The organism is Vibrio sp. 10N.239.312.C11 (assembly GCF_041466065.1).
GTDB lineage: Bacteria > Pseudomonadota > Gammaproteobacteria > Enterobacterales > Vibrionaceae > Vibrio > Vibrio tasmaniensis_A.
The window spans coordinates 1-18,344 of record NZ_JBFSRZ010000058.1; the positions used below are offsets into that span (position 1 = coordinate 1).

Sequence of the window (18,344 nt, forward strand, 5' to 3'; positions counted from 1 at the left end):
CTGATCAGATCGTAGGTTCTTGATTTAGTTCCATTGAATTACGCAACAAAGCCTCTTTCATACATTACCCATACTACTAATGGCTTCAATAAAAAAAATCATTTTAGCCCAAGCGCGGTTAGAGCCAAGCGCCAGAAAGACCAGCGAACTTTATTGAAAAAGCGCTTTGATGAACTTTCTGAAGATACTGAGTATCAAGAACTTGCTGAACAAGCTTTTGCTCAACTAGAAGAGCAAGAAAGTTTAATTGAGCAACTAAAGCAAAAGAATGAGCAAGAGATAGATGAACAATTAATGTTGTGTATTGAAGCTCAAGATGCACGAGATAAAGTCAGTGCAGACTATTCGGTATTAGAAATGCGTTTTAAAGAGCTGCAGGCAAATACGAATAAAAAAGGGAAACCCATTCTAGTACATGGGTCGGAAAGCGAATTTTATACTGGTGAAGTGTCAGATCTTGTTATCGAAATTATAAAAAATCAATTAGATAGCGCTAAGGTGAACTCGCGAAAACAGCAGTTGCTTCAAGATATAATGAAACACAATGAGATTGATGGAACAAAAGCGAGTTATATCCAAGTTATTAAATCTATTTTTGGTAATTATACGGGTGTAACACCTAAGATAAAGAGTGAACTTAAAAAACTAAATATGGAAGTTGTCGAAGATGGTTCTCATAATCATATTAAGTTTATTGGGGATGAGAGGTATCAAGTCCCATTTGCCAAAACTCCTAGTGATAAAGGGCGAGTCGGGGGGAATATAGTCCGTGATGTAAAAGCTGAGTTGTTTTAAATATAACAAATTAGGGTTAAGGTGTTGCGTAGCTAACACTAAACCCTAATTGTTGAACAAGCCCGAAGCCACCTTATTAAGTAAATTGTACTATTGGTTTTGAAGGGCGCATCGCTTTGAGACTTTTCTCAAGGCGAGCGAGGCTAAGATAAGGTTGCGATAGCAATCTTATCAACCAGTTAGCCATTCTCCTTATTATCAATGCCATCAATGCCTTTCGGCCAGGTGGCTCCGCTCACTTCTACGCATGTCAAAATCGACAACGATAAATTGGGCATCGTGACTTAGTTTATTGACTGTTGTTGCACAATAATGTGCACCACCACACGCTTCAACGCCTATACGCATGAGTGGTATATTTGCTATTGTAGTCAGTAGCTTAGAGCGAGTTACTGACTTATGAAGTAAGACTTTACCATTTTGGTCTACGGCATGAAGACTAAAGTGGTTTTTAGCTAGGTCGATACCGCAGAAATAAGAATAATCAGACATGGTGCCTCCGATGCATTTAAGTACCACATAAGTGTGGCAGATCCTCGGTAGGGGGAATCCAAGTCATTCGTTATGTGACAGGTATGAAATTCGAACACAAGAAAGTAGAATCAAGTAACAGTGATTTTCAGTCGTTGGTCGCTGAATTGAACTCATCACTGGCTCAAATTACCCGTGACTCTGGTGAAAGCTCGTTTGCATCTGATACTTTTGATTCTTCGAAAGATGGATGCATCGTGGTATATCTAAATACTGTCGCAGTAGCATGTGGAGTGTTTCGATACCATGAAAATGAAGTTTGTGAACTAAAGCGAATGTACTCCAACAAATCTGGTGCAGGGTCCTACTTGCTGAAACAACTCGAATGCTACGCAGTTAACAAAGGGTATCGAAAAGCTATTCTGTCGACACGTAGAGTTAACTCAAAAGCAGTCAGTTTTTATGAGCGCAACTCTTACTCAGAATCGAGTGCGTATGGAAAGTATGTTGGTGTAAAACGCTCAATCTGCCTATCAAAGGTGCTAGTCACATAACAAATAAGGCTTAAGGTGTTGCGTAGCCAACACTAAATCCCGAGTGTTGAACAAGCCCGAAGCCACTTTATTAAGTAAATTGTACCATTGGATTGGAAGGGCACATCGCTTTGAGGTTCTTCTCAAGACGAGCGAATCCAAGATAAGGTTGCGACCGAGATCTTATCAACCAGTTAGCTATTTTCCGCTTCTTTCGTCGTCACATCTCCTCTTGTTTCGCCTGTACAATTCTCCATATACCGTTCCTGCGCAGAAATTGCCAAATTTGATCGGTTCTATTCTTCGATGAGTAACATCCAAACCAAGGTTGTGGTGCTAGTTCCCATTTTTCTTTATGTGACGAAAAGTCTTTAGCTCTCTATTTTTTGTGTATGCGTTTTGTAAAGGCTGTAGTGTGGTCAAGAGCTTTTATCTATCGTTGCGTAAGACATTATCTAGCCAGGATAGTTTGAAGAGCTGTGTTCTTACTGTGTCTGATAACTGCGCAATCGATAGCGTGTAAATAATGTTATACGAGGTGTTTTAAATATAAAACACAAAATAAATTGCGTTTTTTTTTAATTAGTGATTGAAACTGTAGTTTTTACTAGTTAAGTTACAGGGAACAAGAAGATAAATGCTGATGGAAAGTGACGTGAGATAACGTGCATTCAGCCTCAAGGATAGAAAATAGGAAGAAGTAAGCAATGTTCCAGACTGATGATGTAAGAATTAACAAAGTAAAAGAGTTATTACCACCTGTTGCTGTTTTAGAAAAGTTTCCAGCGACAGAAATTGCTTCTTCTACAACCTTTGAAAGCCGCAAAGCGATCCACAATATTTTAGAAGATAGCGATGATCGCTTACTTGTTATTGTTGGCCCATGTTCTATTCATGATACAGAAGCTGCGCTTGAGTACGGTAAACGTTTGAAAGTGCTACGCGACGAACTAGGCGATAACCTTGAAATCGTAATGCGTGTTTACTTTGAAAAACCACGTACCACTGTTGGCTGGAAAGGTCTAATCAATGACCCGTACATGAACGACACGTTCAAACTAAATGACGGTCTTCGTCTAGGACGTAAGTTACTACTTGACCTAACTGATATGGGAATGCCTACGGCGAGTGAATTCTTAGATATGATCACGCCGCAATACGTTGCTGACTTAATCAGCTGGGGCGCAATTGGCGCACGTACGACAGAATCTCAAGTTCACCGTGAACTGGCTTCAGGCCTATCTTGCCCAGTTGGCTTCAAGAATGGTACGGATGGCAACATCAAGATCGCAACAGATGCAATTCGCTCTGCAAGTGCTTCGCACCACTTCTTGTCGGTAACTAAATACGGTCACTCAGCGATCGTTGAAACCGCAGGTAACCCTGATTGTCATATCATCCTACGCGGTGGTAAAGAGCCAAACTACAGTGCAGAGCACGTTGGTAAGATTAAAGAAGAGCTAGAAGCTTCAGGTCTTCCACAGAAGGTGATGATTGACTTCAGCCACGCGAACAGCTCAAAGCAGTTCAAGCGCCAAATGAACGTTTCTGATGACGTAAGTGCACAGATCTCAGGCGGTGACAAAGCCATCTTTGGTGTGATGATTGAATCTCATCTTGTTGAAGGTCGCCAAGATTTAGTTGACGGTAAAGCGGCGACATACGGCCAATCTGTTACTGACGCATGTATCGGTTGGGAAGATACTGAAACAGTACTTCGCCAACTAGCAGATGCTGTTGAAGCACGTCGTAACAAATAGACTGATTATTGCATATTACAGTCGGCGATTAAGCTGCTGAAAATTCAAAGCCCTTATTAGCAATCGCTAGTAAGGGCTTTTTTGTGGATTTTAGTTTTAAACGGAAAGCGCCTTGGACTCTTAAATAAGAAAAGACAGTAGCTCGTCGACTTTAAGTGATAGCAAAGCTCTATCTTGTCTGGTTTCTACATTAAGGCGTATTAATGGCTCGGTATTAGACTTTCTTAAGTTGAAGCGCCATGTGTCCATATTCATGCTGATCCCGTCTGTGTGATCGATCTCAACGGCATTATCTCGGTAGTGCAATAACACACAAGCCATGACTTCCTCTGGGTTGGATACTCTGCGATTGATCTCTCCGGATGAGGGGAATCTATCCATACTTGCGCTCGTCAGTTGGTAAAGAGACTGTTGGGTTTTCGACATCAGTTCAATAACCAGTAGCCAAGGAATCATTCCTGAGTCGCAATATCCAAAATCACGAAAATAATGGTGTGCGCTCATCTCACCACCGTAGACCGCATTCGTTTCACGCATCTTCTCTTTGATAAGTGCGTGTCCCGCTTTAATCCCAATCGCTTTTCCACCACGTTTGTAAGCGATTTCAATCGTGTTCCATGTCATGCGCATATCGTGTAATACAGTGGCGTTCGGCTCTTTTAATAAGAATGCTTCAGCAAGCAACCCTACAATGTAATAACCTTCAATGTAATTGCCTGTCTCGTCAAAGAAAAAGCAGCGATCGAAGTCTCCATCCCAAGCAATACCAAGATCGGCCGAGCTTTGTAAAACGGCGTCTCTGGTGGCTGTTTGGTTTTCTTTAATCAATGGGTTCGGAATGCCATTAGGGAATGTTCCGTCAGGAGTATGGTGAACCTTGATGAAGGTGATCGGAATATCGAGCGTGGCAAAGCGAGCTTCTAAATCATCAATAATACGCCCTGCGACACCGTTCCCTGCGTTCACCACAATTTTCATAGGTGAAAGCTCAGAAGGAGATATATAAGAGAGTAGGTGGTCTACATAAGGGGCGAGAATACTGGTCGATCTACTAGAGTTACTTGGTTGTGCATGAACGAACGGTAAATTGCAGTTCAGTTCTTGATTAAGCTCTGCAATGCGTCGTTTGATTTCATCTAACCCACTGTTTTTACTTATCGGGCTAGCGTCCAAGCCGACCAATTTCATTCCGTTGTAATTAATTGGGTTATGGCTTGCCGTAATTTGGATTCCGCCAATGGCGCCAAGGTGGCGAGTTGCAAAGTAGACTTCTTCAGTCCCTGTCATTCCAAGATCAACGACGGTTATTCCAGACTCGATTAAGCCTTTGGTCATGGCTTCTTGTAATGAAAGGGACGTTTCTCGGTTATCACGACCAATCACCACTTGAGCCAAGCCATCGAATGAGGCTTCAGGTGTCGTGGATAGGGCGTATTCTCCAAATGCTTTGCCGAGCAGGTAGGTAAAGTACCCATTGATTTGGTCACCAATGATGCCGCGAATATCGTTGTTCTTAAAGCAGCTAAGGTCTAATGTTGGTTTCACTTGATTGTCGCCGCTTTATTTCGATTTGTTGTTCTGAGACGAAGAAGCTTGTTGGTTTCGAACGTCTCGCCCATAGCTGTCTTGATATCGAATGATATCGTCTTCACTTAAGTGACTACCGGTTTGTACTTCGATCATTTCGAGAGGTGAGTCTCCAGGGTTCTCAAGGCTGTGGATATGGCCTAGTGGAATGTAAGTGGATTGATCTTCTTCGATTAGATACGTTTTCTCATCGTTGGTTACTTTCGCAGTGCCAACCACGACTACCCAATGTTCTGCTCTATGGTGAGGCATTTGCAACGAAAGCCTATGGCCAGCGTTGACTGTAATGCGCTTCACTTTGTCTCGTTTGCCTAGATCGATCACGTCGTATTTACCCCAAGGCCTAAAGACCTCGCGATGATGGACATGTTCCGTTCGACCAGCCTGATTCAGTTGGCTAACAATCGACTTAACACTTTGAACTTTGTCTTTGTTCGCAACCAATATTGCATCTTTAGTTTCGACAATGATCAAATTGTCGACACCTACAGTCGCGACCAGCTTATTTTCCGCATGAATGTAGTTGTGTTGAGAATCGACGGTTAATACATCACCTTCAATGACGTTATTGTGCTCATCTTTTTCGCTTACATCCCAGATAGCGGACCATGAGCCAATATCGTTCCAGCCGACATCCATCGGGATCACAGCTGCGTGTGAGGTCTTTTCCATCACGGCATAATCGATAGAGTCGCTCGGACTGTTTTTGAATGCTTCAGCGTCTATGCGGATAAAGTCGAGGTCGGTATTTTGCTTTGCAAGAGCGAGTTTACAAGCCGCTAATATCTCTGGGTGGTGTTCGGCGAGTTCCGAAATATAGCGAGATGCCTTAAACATGAACATGCCACTGTTCCATAAGTATTGTTCTGAGCGGATGTACGCTTCTGCAGTTTCTCTATCGGGCTTTTCTATGAAGCACTCTATGGTGTAGGCATGATGGACTGATTGCACTGTAGTGTTGGTTTCTATTTGCAGGCTAGAGGGAAGTGGTTGGCCTTGTTTGATATAGCCATAACCAGTCTCTGGAGCATTCGGGGTTATACCGAATGTCACCAGTTTCCCTTGTTTTGCGTAATCAACACCACGGCTAATTGTTTGTTGAAATTCAGAGGTTTTAGCGATGTGATGATCGGCAGCTAACACTAATAAGATAGGGTCATATTCGTTCGATTTCTTATCCATTGATTTGCTTAGAGCCTGTAGGGCAGCAAGCGCAATAGCTGGGGCTGTATTTCTGCCTACAGGCTCTAATAGGATTCCACTGTGTTGGATTTTAGCAGCGCGAACTTGTTCTGCAGCAATAAAGCGGTGTTCTTCATTACAGATGATGAGTGGGGCATCGCAGGTACTATCTGTTAAGTGCTTCTCAAGCCCTTGCAGGCGTTGAAGTGTTTGTTGAAGCATCGACTGTTCGCCAGCAATATTGAGAAATTGCTTAGGGTAAAGTTCGCGAGACAGAGGCCAGAGGCGACTTCCGGAGCCGCCAGCTAGGATCACAGGTAAAATCATAGAGTGGTAATTAGGTGTATTTGAATACTGGCGCCATGTTACCACGCTTCACTCTGTTTATTTATCGATAACCCATCGACTTAACGACAAGCTATAAACGATAAGCAATATAGATGTGCTTCTTAATGACCTTCTGAGTTGGAAATGACCATACCTTGAGCTTCGCCAAAATCTTGAGGATCGATCTTGAGTGTTTGTGTTGGGAAGGCGATATCAGCATTGTGCTTATGAATAATCGCCAACACCTGCAGCAGGACATCTTGCTTAACTTCGTGGTATCTCACCCAGTTAACCGTTTTGGTGAAGGTGTAGATAAAGAAATTAAGGGTTGATGGACCAAACTTATCAAAGTTAACGATCAGCGTCTGTTTTGCATCAATGTCAGGGTGTGTTTCGAGCATGGATCTAACTTCATCAACAATTAGAGCCAGCTTGTCTGCATCTTGATAACGAAGCCCGAAGGTTTCATTGATTCTGCGATTCAACATTCTTGATGGGTTCTCCACCACAATGTTACTGAATACCGAATTTGGCACGTATAAAGGTCGCTTATCAAAAGTGCGAATGATGGTCATGCGCCAACCAATGCGTTCGACTGTACCTTCGATTTGGCGGTCTGGTGAGCGTATCCAATCACCGACTTTAAAAGGACGGTCGAAGTAAATCATCATGCCGCCAAAGAAATTCGACAGTAGATCCTTTGCTGCCAAACCGACGATTAAGCCACCCACACCACCGAAGGTGAGTAAGCCAGATAGGCTCAGACCAAATGCCTGCATGATGGTCAGGCCGCCCATCACCATAAAGAACAAGCGAGCGACTTTAGCGATAGCTTGTACTGTGGTTTCGTCTCTGGTTTTTTGTTCTAAGACGTACGCTTCAGTGTTGGTGATCATTCGCAAGGTAAACCAAACGAAGGTACAGATAATCAATATGTGCTTAAGTGTTTTTAACCAATTAATTTCATTACCAAACTGGTCTTGAAGGATTAACCCCACAGAGACAGTTGCAGGCCAACACCAGAGTAACGTACTGACAGGTGTTTTTAGTGCCTCTAGCAGTAGGTCATCCCAGTGGAATGGGGTTTTCTGAACCAGAATTTCTAAGCGATTATGGATAATTCGCCAAGCGACCCAAGCGAGAAAGCTCGCAATAGTGATGAATAGGACGCTGTTTGCCCAATCACTATGGCTCTGGTTAATGTAGGTTTGTACTTGGGTTATGAATTCATTCATTGTGTGTACTGCCGCAGAAATAGTGGGTTAGAAATTAGCAGAAATCACTTTTGTTCTCTACCTTTATAAATCAAGCGATTAGCTGACAATTGTATCTCTATATGGATATATAGTCGTTTTTTTGTATGAAGACAATTTCATTATTTGTTTTCGATGCTACATAGCTTTGTAAGTGGAGTAATAAATGAGTGACAAACAATATGCAGTTATTGGCTTGGGACGTTTTGGTCTCTCTGTCTGCAAAGAGCTACAAAGTTCAGGCTCACAGGTACTCGCCGTTGATATTGATGAAGAGCGAGTGAAAGATGCGGCGGCTTTTGTTTCTCAAGCGATTGTTGCGAACTGTACAAGCGAAGAGACAGTTAAAGAGTTAAGGCTCGATGAATACGACATGGTGATGGTGTCGATTGGCTCTGATGTTAATTCCAGTATTCTCACAACGTTGGTCGTTAAAGAGTCAGGCGCAAAAGCAGTCTGGGTGAAGGCGAATGATAAGTTCCACGGCAAGATCCTCTCTAAGATTGGTGCCGACCACATCATTATGCCCGAGCGAGACATGGGTATTCGTGTCGCGCGTAAAATGTTGGATAGACGCGTCCTTGAGTTTATCGACCTTGGCAGTGGCTTAGCGATGACGGAAATCGTTATTGGTTCTAATTTGTTGGGTAAGAAACTTGGTGACCTTAAGCTGTGTAAAGAAAATGGTGTTGAGGTACTTGGCTTTAAGCGAGGCCCGAACTTAACGAAAGCACCAGAACTGGATGTGAATTTAGAAATTGGGGATGTGGTGATCATCGCTGGGCCGAAAGAGACTTTATCTAGAAAGCTACGCAATTGGTAATTGGTAATCGGTAAGTAAGGTAACAGTATGAATTCGGTAAAACGAAAAGGTACTTTCTACACCCTTAAAAGTGATAAGAAGCAACGCAAAGGCTCTGAACCTAAGATTATCCTTACGAGCTTCTTAGGTGTTCTTATCCCCTCAGCAATCTTGCTGACGCTGCCTGTGTTCTCGGTGACAGGGCTAAGCTTTACGGATGCACTGTTTACTGCCACGTCAGCGATCAGTGTGACAGGTTTAGGTGTTGTCGATACTGGTCAGCACTTCACCTTGGCTGGAAAAATCTTACTGATGTTCTTGATGCAAGTTGGTGGGTTAGGGCAGATGACCCTGTCTGCGGTACTGCTCTATATGTTTGGTGTCCGATTAAGCCTTAAACAACAAGCATTGGCAAAAGAAGCACTTGGACAAGATCGTAAGATTAACCTTCGTAAGTTAGTGAAGAAGATCATCATCTTTGCATTGGTGGCGGAGTTTGTTGGGTTTGTGTTGCTCTGTTTCCGTTGGGTTCCAGAAATGGGATGGGCAACGGGAAGCTTTTATGCACTCTTTCACGCTATATCTGCATTCAATAACGCAGGTTTCGCGCTGTTCTCAGACAGTATGATGAGTTTTGTTGATGATCCTTTGGTGATATTTACATTAGCAGGTTTGTTTATTTTTGGTGGACTTGGTTTTACAGTCGTCGGCGACTTATCGAGTAACTGGCGTAAAGGTTTTCGACACCTACATTTACATACCAAGATAATGCTAACTGCAACACCAGCGCTGTTGTTGGTTGGTACGGTATTGTTTTGGCTGTTGGAGAGGAATAACTCAGCGACTATGGAAGGTTTATCGGTGCAAGGTCAGTGGTTAGCGGCATTTTTCCAGTCTGCGAGTGCTCGTACTGCTGGTTTCAATAGTGTCGATTTGTCTCAATACACCCAGCCTGCATTGTTGGTAATGATAGTACTGATGTTGATTGGTGCTGGTTCAACTTCAACTGGTGGTGGTATTAAGGTTTCGACATTTGCGGTCGCTTTTGTAGCAACTTGGACATTCTTACGTCAGAAAAAGCATGTAGTGATGTTTAAACGTACTGTGACCTGGCAAGCTGTAACAAAGTCATTGGCCATTATTGTGGTAAGTGGAGCACTGTTAACCACCGCAATGTTTTTGTTAATGCTCACTGAGCAAGCCGCGTTTGACCGCGTGATGTTTGAAGTGATTTCTGCTTTTGCAACCGTCGGTCTAACAGCGGGACTCACTGCAAATCTCACTGAGCCGGGCAAATACATTATGATTGTGGTGATGGTAATCGGACGTATTGGTCCTCTCACTTTGGCGTACATGTTAGCTCGTCCAGAACCTTCTTTGTTGAAATACCCAGAAGATACGGTGCTAACAGGTTAGTAAGGTTAACAGGCTAAGTTAACCCTTCTTGTTAGTGCGTTAGAAAAACAAAGCCAGCGAATATGCTGGCTTTGTTTTTTAGAGGTTCAGAGGTTTATAGTCAGTTTCTGAGTTCTTAGCCTTCGAACATTTCAATATATTCTTCGTAGCCTTCTTCAGCCAATTTATCTGCTGGGATAAAGCGCATAGCGGCTGAATTCATGCAGTAGCGTAAACCTGTTGGCTTTGGACCATCTTTAAATACATGCCCTAGGTGAGAGTCACCAAATTTACTGCGAACCTCTGTTCTTGGGTAAAGCAGCTTGTAGTCAGTAGTTGTTACCACATAAGCTTCGCTGATTGGTTGTGTAAAGCTCGGCCAACCTGTACCTGACTTGTATTTGTCTTTTGAAGAGAACAAAGGTTCACCCGTTACGATATCAACGTAAATACCTTCTTGCTTGTTATCCCAGTATTTGTTGTCAAATGGGCGCTCTGTTGCGTCGTCTTGTGTGACATCGTATTGCAGTGAAGTCAGAGATGCTTTGATCTCTGCATCAGACGGCTTGGTGTATGTTTTAGCATTAGCTGTCGCATTTTTGCCATCGATGATTTGGCGGATCGTTTTCGGATTTTCTTTTCTATCATCACTGAAGATTTTATCTAGGTATTGATCACGACCAGAAGCGTAGCGGTAGTAGTTATAACGAACCTTACTCTTCTTGTAATAATCTTGATGGTATTCTTCTGCTGGCCAGAATTTTTCAAACTTAATCAGCTCTGTTTTTAGTGGCTCACCAAATATCTGAGCTTTGTCTATTTCCATCATGAAGTTCTGAGCAACGTTTTTTTGCTCTTGGTTATGATAGAAAATAGCAGGTCGATATTGAGGACCTCTATCTACGAATGAGCCTTTATCATCGGTAGGATCGATGTGTCTGAAGAATTGGTCAAGTACCTGCTCATAGCTAACGACATCGGGATTGTAAGTCACGTTGATCACTTCGATGTGTCCAGACTTACCCGAGGAAACTTGTTTGTAGGTTGGATTTTCTAATTCCCCACCGGAATAACCAGAGATAACGTCGGTGACGCCGGTCAGTTTTTCTAGGTCGGATTCTGTACACCAAAAACAACCACCAGCCAGTGTTGCGATTTCACTTTTACCTGAATCCATCGCTTTATCCATTGTATTGGCAGTGCCAGTCTGGCTTACAAATAGCGAAGTCAGTGGTAGTGCGACCACGAGTGATACCAATATTTTAGATAATTTATTCATAGATACCTCATCTTGACGTTTTTCTCATTCGATTTTGAATGTACGAATAGAGACAGGGTTTAGATGGAAAAAATTACACTATTCATAAAAAAAATATCTCAAACAGAAAATCTTGCTCATAAATGCTGCCAGTAGTAGGGTGTCCATTATTGATATAATAGATAATGATGGCGGTTTCCGTACATCTAAGGAACAACATGCAAGCAGAAGTTAAATGGGTCGAAGGCTTTAAATTCCTAGGTCAATCTCAATCAGGTCACTCTGTCGTTATGGATGGCAGTGGCGGTGCTACCGCGCCAAGCCCTATGGAAATGGTGCTAATGGCTGCTGGCGGTTGTAGCTCTGTTGATGTGGTTGATGGCTTGAAATCTGCAGGCCAAAGCATCACAGGCTGTAATGCAAAACTTGAAACGACACGTCGTGAAACGGCACCAAAAATCTTTACTGTGATTAACATTCATTTTGAAGTGTCGGGTGATGATCTTGATCCCGAGCTTGTAGCTAAGGTCTGTGCGGATTCATTAGAAAAGTACTGTTCAGTATGCTTAATGCTGGGTGCTGGTGTAGAGATGACCCACAGCTGGGAAATAGTCTAGTCTCTGATTGTACAGCTTGGCGGTAGACTGATTTTTACGGCTTCTACTTATAGCTGACGGCATATGGGGAGAGCCTGATAAAGGAAAGGGCGGAGCACTTGAAAGTGCTCCGCCCTTATTATTTTAATTAAGGTAGAGTGCTATTATTCAGCAGTTTCTACGATAACTTCTTCCATTTGCGCTTTTTCTTGGTATTCGAAGCTTGGGATCGTTGCGTCAACACGACGGTTTTGCGCACGACCTTCAGCTGTAGCGTTTGATGCTACAGGGTTTTCTTCCCCTTCACCTGAAGCTGCAATGCGGTCAGCTGCAATGCCTTGCTCTTCAATGTATGCGGCTACAGCAGCAGCACGCTTCTTAGAGATCATCATGTTGTACTCTGCTGCACCTGTTGAATCAGTGTGACCAACAACATTAACTGATGATTGAGGGTGAGCTTGCAGTACTTCAACTAATGGCATTAATGCAGTTTTGCCTTCTGAAGATAATTCAGTGCTGTTTGTCTCAAACATACCTTGAGAGAAGCTTTCAGTTTTAGCTTTAGTAACCACAACTTCTTCTTCAACAACAACGACTTCTGGTTCGGCAATTGGCTCTGCAGGAGCCTGTGTTACAACGGCTGCAGAAGCGGCTGCTGCTGAAGCCGTTGTGTTACCTGTACCAAAGTTGTAGCTAAGGCCAACGGTAACAAAGTTAGAGTTTAAGTCTTGAACATAGTTGTCATCGAAATCATCGAAGTATTGGTACTCAACACGAACAGCCCAATCTGAGGAAAGTTGCTTCTCTAGACCGATACCGGCTGAAAGAACAACGTCTGTTTCACCGCCGTGCGAGATGTAAGCAGGACCAGCTTTGAAGAATACATCGAACTCTTGTTGTACTGGTAGGCGGTACATTGGCGTTAGTGAGATAGCGATTAGAGGGTCGCTAAAGTTACTTGTAACCCCATTTTTGGAAAAGCTTGTATTGTAGTCACCTAAGAAATCAGAACTTAACTCGATACCTAGTCTGTCAGTGAAGTTATAGCCAGAGTATATCCCTGCACCAATTGCATCATCATCACACTTTTCACCGCTTACGCATGCGCTATCTAGCCAACCCATGCCTACTTTTGCACCAACATAAGTGGTTGCAGCAATAGAAGGAGCTGCCGCTAAGCCGGAAGCTGCGACGACAGCACACATGATTTTAGAAAGTTTTTTCATAATCTTATCCTTGGATTGATTTTTATTGTTATCTGAACTGACCTGTAAAGCGATAACTTACTGGCTAAGACACTGCGACCGTAAGTAAATCAAGGCGTTGATTCAGGTAGAACTTTTAAGGAACTACTAATGTATTGTTAGTCTGATTGCGTATGATAGTCAATCGGATTGTTGGTATTCATAGTTTTCAAGGCGCTATTTATAGCTTTTTTGTTGATCAATTGTTGTCTTAAATGTTGGAAACGATGAAACCTCGTATCATTTTAAGGCGATATGAGGTTTCATCTTTTTGTGTGAACGGATTATTTGGCTACATAGCCTGAGTTGTAAGGTGGAGCGGAGGCTTAGCTGTTACGGACGCTCACCGGCTAACAAACGCTTTTCGATATCTGCAATCACTCTAGGTAAGTCGGCGATGGTATCGATCAGGTAGTGCGGGTTTGATTTGTTTAGCTTAATGCTTGCTTTTTCTCGCGCAGCTGCAAGTGTCGCTTCGTCGGCATCCACATATTCTTGGTAGGTTAAGCCTGCTTCGTTGCCTGATAGTACAAGGCCTACTGTCCACATGCCTGCGTTGTGACCTTCATCGATACCCGGTGCAGCGTCATCCACTTTCACACACGCAGCGACGTTCGTCACACCTAGGTTGATGACGTTTTTAAGTGCCATGAATGGAGCAGGGCGACCGCCTTGCGGTAAGTCGTCAGTTGCAACTACGTTGTCAGGAAGATAACCGTAATCTGCTGCAGCTGGAATTAGTACGTCCATCACCTCTCGTGGGTAACCAGAACAAGAGCCGATTTTTACGTTCTTTTCTTTTAAGTTATTCACGACTTCAATCGCGTTTAAAATTGGTGCTGCGTGGTCTGCTACTTTTGCTTTCTGAAGAGGCATGAATGCCGCGTAGATCGCATCAACGTCTTCACTGGTCATCGAGCGTCCGAATTGAGCCTTCCAACGAGCGTCAACAGCTGGAATTCGACCAACCGCTTGGATGTGGTCCCATTTGCCGATGCCCATAGGTTCACGCGCTTCTGCTAAGTCGATATCAAAGTCGAAACCTTGTCTGAATGCTTCAACGAAAATGCTGGTTGGAGCAAATGATCCAAAATCAACGATAGTGCCAGCCCAGTCAAAGATAACCGCTTGGATAGGTGATGTCGTGTTCATAATAATGTCCTATTTTTGTGTCACTGCCAGTTCAAGAGTTCTGGGGGACGAATGATTGTTTTAGGCTATTGGTTGCTTGAAATTATTGCTTCAAGATATGTGGTTTAAAGGTATTCAAAGTCTTTGCAGACTTTTGCTATCGCTTTTTCGAATACAGACAGAGCGACTTCTAGTTCACTGCGGCTGATGATCAATGGCGGGCTCAATTGAATCACGTTACCTTGTGACACCTTAAAGCTCAGGCCATCGTTCAGACATTGGTAAAGTACGGCTTCTGCTTCATCAAACGCTCGGGTTTTGGTGATATGATCGGTGACCAATTCCACCCCCCAGAGCAGGCCGATGCCGCGAACGTCACCAATGACTGAGTACTTCTCTTTCATTTGATGCAGCTGTTCACGCACGAAATTGCAGTCTGCTTGCACTTTTTCAAGTAGGTTTTGTTGCTCAATTACTTCCATGGTGGCGAGTGCTGCCGCGCAACCAATTGGGCTTTTTTCGTGGGTGTAGTGACCAAGAGATACTTGCGCTGCCGTGTTGTATTTGTCTTTAGTGATCATGGCTGCGATTGGTACTAAGCCACCGCCAAAGCCTTTACCGATGCATAGGATGTCAGGTTCGATATCAAAAGCTTGGTGAGTGAACCATTCACCGCTACGACCCATGCCGTTTGGAATGTCGTCGATGATCAACATGACGTTGTGTTTGTCACAGATCTCACGGATGCGTTTCCAATAAGCCTTACTTGGCACTTGAACATCGGTGTTACGAACCGCTTCTGCGATGAAGGCTCCAATACCGCCTTCTTTTTCAATCACGTACTCAAGGTAATCGGCATAGTGCACATCGCATGCCGTCTCATTGTTATCGCCTGAGCTTTGCCCGCGAAGTGATAAAGAGTCATTAAGCGGGAAAGCACCACGATAAGAGACGGCTGGTGGAATACGTTCTACGCCAGCCATTAACGGCCCCATACCCTCGCGAAAACAAGCTTCACCGCCGACAGATACTGCATCCAGTGACGCGCCATGGAATGAATCCCATAGCGACACTACTTTGAAGTTGTTGGTGACATGTCGAGCCAGTTTGAGCGCCATACCAATCACCGATGTACCACCGGGAGCAAACAACACGCGATTCAAATCACCACCGCAGATCTGTGTCAGCTTCTCAGCACACTGAACGGCCGTCTCATTGGTAAAGCGACGCGGTGAAAACGGCAATGACGCCATTTGTTGAGTCACCTTATTGATGATGTGTGGGTGGCCGTAACCAAGCTGATGAACATTATTCCCGTGAAAGTCCATGTACTTCTTGCCCGTCGCATCTTGAATGTAGATGCCTTCTGCAGCTTCAAGCGTGTCTAGGCAAGGTGTCGACATGGCTTGATGAAGAAACACGTCAGAGTCACGCTTTAACATCGCTTGAGTCGCATCATCGTTTAGCGATTCGTTCCATTTCTCACGCGCTGGCGTGGTGTTCACATCGCCTTCGCTTCGAAAGTGTGTGGCCTTTAGAATCGGATCTTGATTGGTCGTCGTCATTATTTGATGTCCCAGTACATAGCGTTTTCTACAGCGCCAATGAGAGCTTCAATGTCTGACGGGTAAACTTCACCGATGTTACCGATTCGAAAGCAGTCTGCGTTTGAAACCTTGCCCGGGTAAATCACAAACCCTTGCTCTTTCAATCGGTCATAGAATTCCTTGAATTGGTAATCGCTATGAGTTGGAGAATAGAAAGAGGTAATGATAGGTGAATGAAGGTCATCATTAAGCAGTGGCTCAAAGCCAAGAGAGCGCATACCTGCAACCAATGTGGTTTGGTTGGTTTGGTAGCGATTATGACGAGCTTCGATGCCACCTTCTTGCTCCAATTCAAGTAGAGCTTGGTAGAAAGCACGCACTGTATGAGTTGGAGAGGTGAAGCGCCATTTACCATGGTTGCTTTCCATGCAGTGCCATTGGTCAAACAGGTCAAGGCTTAATGAACGAGCTTGGCCTTTGCATTTTTCCAGTTCCGATTGCTTCGCAATAACAAAGCCGAATCCAGGTACACCTTGAATACACTTGTTTGCCGAGCTGATCATGTAATCAATACCCAAGTCAGCAATATCCATAGGAATACCGCCAAAGCTCGACATCGCGTCAAGAATGACGGTTTTGTTGTGTTGTTTTGCCAATTTGGCAATCTCTTCAATTGGATTCAGCATGCCTGTGGTGGTCTCACAGTGCACAATCGCCACGTGAGTAATGTCTGAATCCATGGCCAATGCCGTTTCCATTTTGTTCAAGTCAGGCTGTGATGTTTCACCTGGGGAAACGACATGGCATGGAATGTTTAAATATTCTGCGATTTGAGCAATACGAGCACCATACGCACCGTTATCAACAACTAGAAGTTTACCGCTGTTAGAGATAACACTACCAATCGTTGCTTCAACTGAAGCCGTGCCGCTACCTTGCATTAATACGCTTGTGTAGCCCGGTAGCTTGGTGGCTAAAGTCACTAGCTTGCTACGAATCACTTCAACAACGTCTTTGTTGTATTCATCATCCCAAGTACACCAGTCTTTTAGCATCGCTTGGCGAACGGTTTCAGAAGTAGATAGAGGGCCCGGTGTCAGTAGTAAGTATTCGTTTCTCATGTTCAATTCTCGTGATTTTTATTTTGGACTATACCAATATTTAAAGCTACTTTAACAACCAATTTAAACGGTCGTAAATAGACAAAACATCATTTTCATAAAAGCTTCATATTCAAATGTGTCACTTGCCTTAAGAAATTTTTCGATCTTGAAACTGCCATTTTTTGTTCATTTAACCGTCACAAAAGTCGATTAGGTTAATACTCGTTATCTGGTACATACCAAGTTAAGTATGTGCTAACAACCTAAATGAATTTATGGATATAGGTGCCTTTTTTAAGGCCTCTAACTTCTAACCTTGGCATTGGGCCTGACTGGAGAAAATGATGAAAAACCGTTTTATGAAAGGATCACTTGCAGCATTAGTTACTCTATTAGCTGGTAACGCTTATGCAGCACAGGAAGTGACGGTTTACACCGCTTTTGAAACTGACATTTTAGCGAAATACAAAAACGCATTTGAAAGTGAAAACCCAGACATCAACATCAAATGGGTTCGTGATTCTACTGGGATCATGACGGCAAAATTATTGGCCGAGAAAAACAACCCTCGTGCAGAAGTAGTATGGGGTCTTGCGGGCTCTTCTATGGCTTTGCTTAAAGAAGAGGGCATTCTTAAGCCTTACACTCCTCAAGGTGTAGAAGCGCTGCGTGCAAATCTTAACGACCCGCAATCTACTCAAGCTTGGTATGGCAACGACGCATTCTTCAATGCGGTTTGTTTCAACGAAGTAGTTGCTAAGCAATTGAACCTACCTGCACCTAAATCTTGGGATGACCTAACGAAGCCTATCTACAAAGGCCACATTGCAATGCCAAACCCTGCGTCTTCTGGTACGGGCTACATGCAGGTTTCGGCTTGGTTACAAAACATGGGTGAAGACCAAGGTTGGAACTACATGCAGAAGCTAGATCAAAACATTGCTCATTACACGCACTCCGGTTCGAAGCCATGTGTTCAAGCGGGTATGGGTGAAGTGGCTATCGGTATTTCTATGGCGAGCCGCGGCGCGAAGCTGAAGACTCAAGGCGCACCACTTTCTGTGATTACACCGGAAGGTATCGGTTGGGAATCTGAAGCGGTAGGTCTTGTTAAGCCTTCAGATGCAGCACAACGTGTTATCGATTGGTCTATCTCTAAAGCAGCGAATGAACTTTACATCGAAATGTACCCAGTTGTTGGTCACCAAGATGTAACAGGTAAAGCAGAGAACTTCCCGAACGTAGAGAAGAACATGGCAAAAATGGACTTCGCTCGTATGGGCAGTGAACGTGCAGATGTTCTGAAAACATGGTCTGAGAAGTTTGACGCTAAATCAGAGCCAAAATCTTAATCTGCTGA

Annotated in this window: 15 protein-coding genes and 1 pseudogene; 7 read left to right on the forward strand and 9 right to left on the reverse strand. The window is 43.7% G+C overall.

Annotated features, from left to right (window positions below; genetic code table 11):
* Nucleotides 1-33 precede the first annotated feature (33 nt).
* Entirely contained in the window at nucleotides 34-795 is a 762-nt protein-coding gene (locus AB6D07_RS19325) for a hypothetical protein (protein ID WP_372140743.1), read from the forward strand.
* A gap of 252 nt (nucleotides 796-1,047) precedes the next feature.
* On the opposite strand, the pseudogene AB6D07_RS19330 reads toward AB6D07_RS19325, so the two are convergent.
* Nucleotides 1,048-1,287: pseudogene (locus tag AB6D07_RS19330) on the reverse strand (IS110 family transposase); the annotation flags it as partial.
* Nucleotides 1,288-1,370: 83 nt separating this feature from the next.
* On the opposite strand from AB6D07_RS19330, the gene AB6D07_RS19335 reads away from it, so the two are divergent.
* Nucleotides 1,371-1,820, forward strand: coding sequence for a GNAT family N-acetyltransferase (locus AB6D07_RS19335; protein ID WP_017103069.1), 450 nt, complete (start codon nucleotides 1,371-1,373; stop codon nucleotides 1,818-1,820).
* A 686-nt stretch (nucleotides 1,821-2,506) separates the two neighbouring features.
* Complete coding sequence (gene aroG / locus AB6D07_RS19340; RefSeq protein WP_009845644.1) at nucleotides 2,507-3,559, forward strand: 3-deoxy-7-phosphoheptulonate synthase AroG; 1,053 nt, start codon at nucleotides 2,507-2,509, stop codon at nucleotides 3,557-3,559.
* A 120-nt stretch (nucleotides 3,560-3,679) separates the two neighbouring features.
* Here aroG and AB6D07_RS19345 read toward each other — a convergent pair whose 3' ends face one another.
* The 3 genes from AB6D07_RS19345 to AB6D07_RS19355 form a co-directional block, all read right to left on the reverse strand.
* Nucleotides 3,680-5,104, reverse strand: a complete 1,425-nt coding sequence (locus tag AB6D07_RS19345) for a phosphomannomutase/phosphoglucomutase (RefSeq protein ID WP_017104213.1) — start codon at nucleotides 5,102-5,104, stop codon at nucleotides 3,680-3,682.
* Nucleotides 5,105-5,119: 15 nt separating this feature from the next.
* Nucleotides 5,120-6,655 (reverse strand): mannose-1-phosphate guanylyltransferase/mannose-6-phosphate isomerase, encoded by a 1,536-nt coding sequence (locus tag AB6D07_RS19350; protein ID WP_372091260.1) that lies wholly within the window; start codon nucleotides 6,653-6,655, stop codon nucleotides 5,120-5,122.
* Between the two features lie 122 nt (nucleotides 6,656-6,777).
* Complete coding sequence (locus AB6D07_RS19355; protein WP_009845641.1) at nucleotides 6,778-7,890, reverse strand: mechanosensitive ion channel family protein; 1,113 nt, start codon at nucleotides 7,888-7,890, stop codon at nucleotides 6,778-6,780.
* Nucleotides 7,891-8,074: 184 nt separating this feature from the next.
* Here AB6D07_RS19355 and AB6D07_RS19360 point away from each other — a divergent pair, with 184 nt between their 5' ends.
* Both AB6D07_RS19360 and AB6D07_RS19365 read left to right on the forward strand, forming a co-directional pair.
* Nucleotides 8,075-8,731, forward strand: a complete 657-nt coding sequence (locus AB6D07_RS19360) for a TrkA family potassium uptake protein (RefSeq protein WP_017104211.1) — start codon at nucleotides 8,075-8,077, stop codon at nucleotides 8,729-8,731.
* Between the two features lie 27 nt (nucleotides 8,732-8,758).
* Nucleotides 8,759-10,126, forward strand: coding sequence for a TrkH family potassium uptake protein (locus tag AB6D07_RS19365; protein ID WP_017104210.1), 1,368 nt, complete (start codon nucleotides 8,759-8,761; stop codon nucleotides 10,124-10,126).
* A gap of 115 nt (nucleotides 10,127-10,241) precedes the next feature.
* Here AB6D07_RS19365 and msrB read toward each other — a convergent pair whose 3' ends face one another.
* The gene (gene msrB / locus AB6D07_RS19370) at nucleotides 10,242-11,384 is read right to left on the reverse strand and encodes a peptide-methionine (R)-S-oxide reductase MsrB (protein WP_017104209.1); all 1,143 of its coding nucleotides are present in this window, start codon (nucleotides 11,382-11,384) and stop codon (nucleotides 10,242-10,244) included.
* Between the two features lie 197 nt (nucleotides 11,385-11,581).
* Here msrB and AB6D07_RS19375 point away from each other — a divergent pair, with 197 nt between their 5' ends.
* The gene (locus tag AB6D07_RS19375; protein WP_017104208.1) at nucleotides 11,582-11,980 is read left to right on the forward strand and encodes an OsmC family protein; all 399 of its coding nucleotides are present in this window, start codon (nucleotides 11,582-11,584) and stop codon (nucleotides 11,978-11,980) included.
* 143 nt (nucleotides 11,981-12,123) lie between these two features.
* Here the strand turns inward: AB6D07_RS19375 and AB6D07_RS19380 are convergent, their stop codons facing one another.
* From AB6D07_RS19380 to phnW, 4 genes are all read right to left on the reverse strand, one after another.
* Nucleotides 12,124-13,185, reverse strand: a complete 1,062-nt coding sequence (locus AB6D07_RS19380) for an OmpA family protein (RefSeq protein ID WP_017104207.1) — start codon at nucleotides 13,183-13,185, stop codon at nucleotides 12,124-12,126.
* A 351-nt stretch (nucleotides 13,186-13,536) separates the two neighbouring features.
* Nucleotides 13,537-14,355: a phosphonoacetaldehyde hydrolase gene (gene phnX, locus AB6D07_RS19385; RefSeq protein WP_017104206.1), complete on the reverse strand. Its 819-nt coding sequence runs from the start codon at nucleotides 14,353-14,355 to the stop codon at nucleotides 13,537-13,539.
* Between the two features lie 104 nt (nucleotides 14,356-14,459).
* On the reverse strand, nucleotides 14,460-15,899 hold the full coding sequence (locus tag AB6D07_RS19390; protein WP_017104205.1) for an aspartate aminotransferase family protein: 1,440 nt from the start codon (nucleotides 15,897-15,899) through the stop codon (nucleotides 14,460-14,462).
* Complete coding sequence (phnW, locus tag AB6D07_RS19395; protein WP_029223150.1) at nucleotides 15,899-17,002, reverse strand: 2-aminoethylphosphonate--pyruvate transaminase; 1,104 nt, start codon at nucleotides 17,000-17,002, stop codon at nucleotides 15,899-15,901. The genes AB6D07_RS19390 and phnW overlap by 1 nt, the downstream gene beginning before the upstream one ends.
* A gap of 323 nt (nucleotides 17,003-17,325) precedes the next feature.
* On the opposite strand from phnW, the gene AB6D07_RS19400 reads away from it, so the two are divergent.
* Complete coding sequence (locus tag AB6D07_RS19400) at nucleotides 17,326-18,336, forward strand: putative 2-aminoethylphosphonate ABC transporter substrate-binding protein (protein ID WP_017104203.1); 1,011 nt, start codon at nucleotides 17,326-17,328, stop codon at nucleotides 18,334-18,336.
* Nucleotides 18,337-18,344 lie beyond the last annotated feature (8 nt).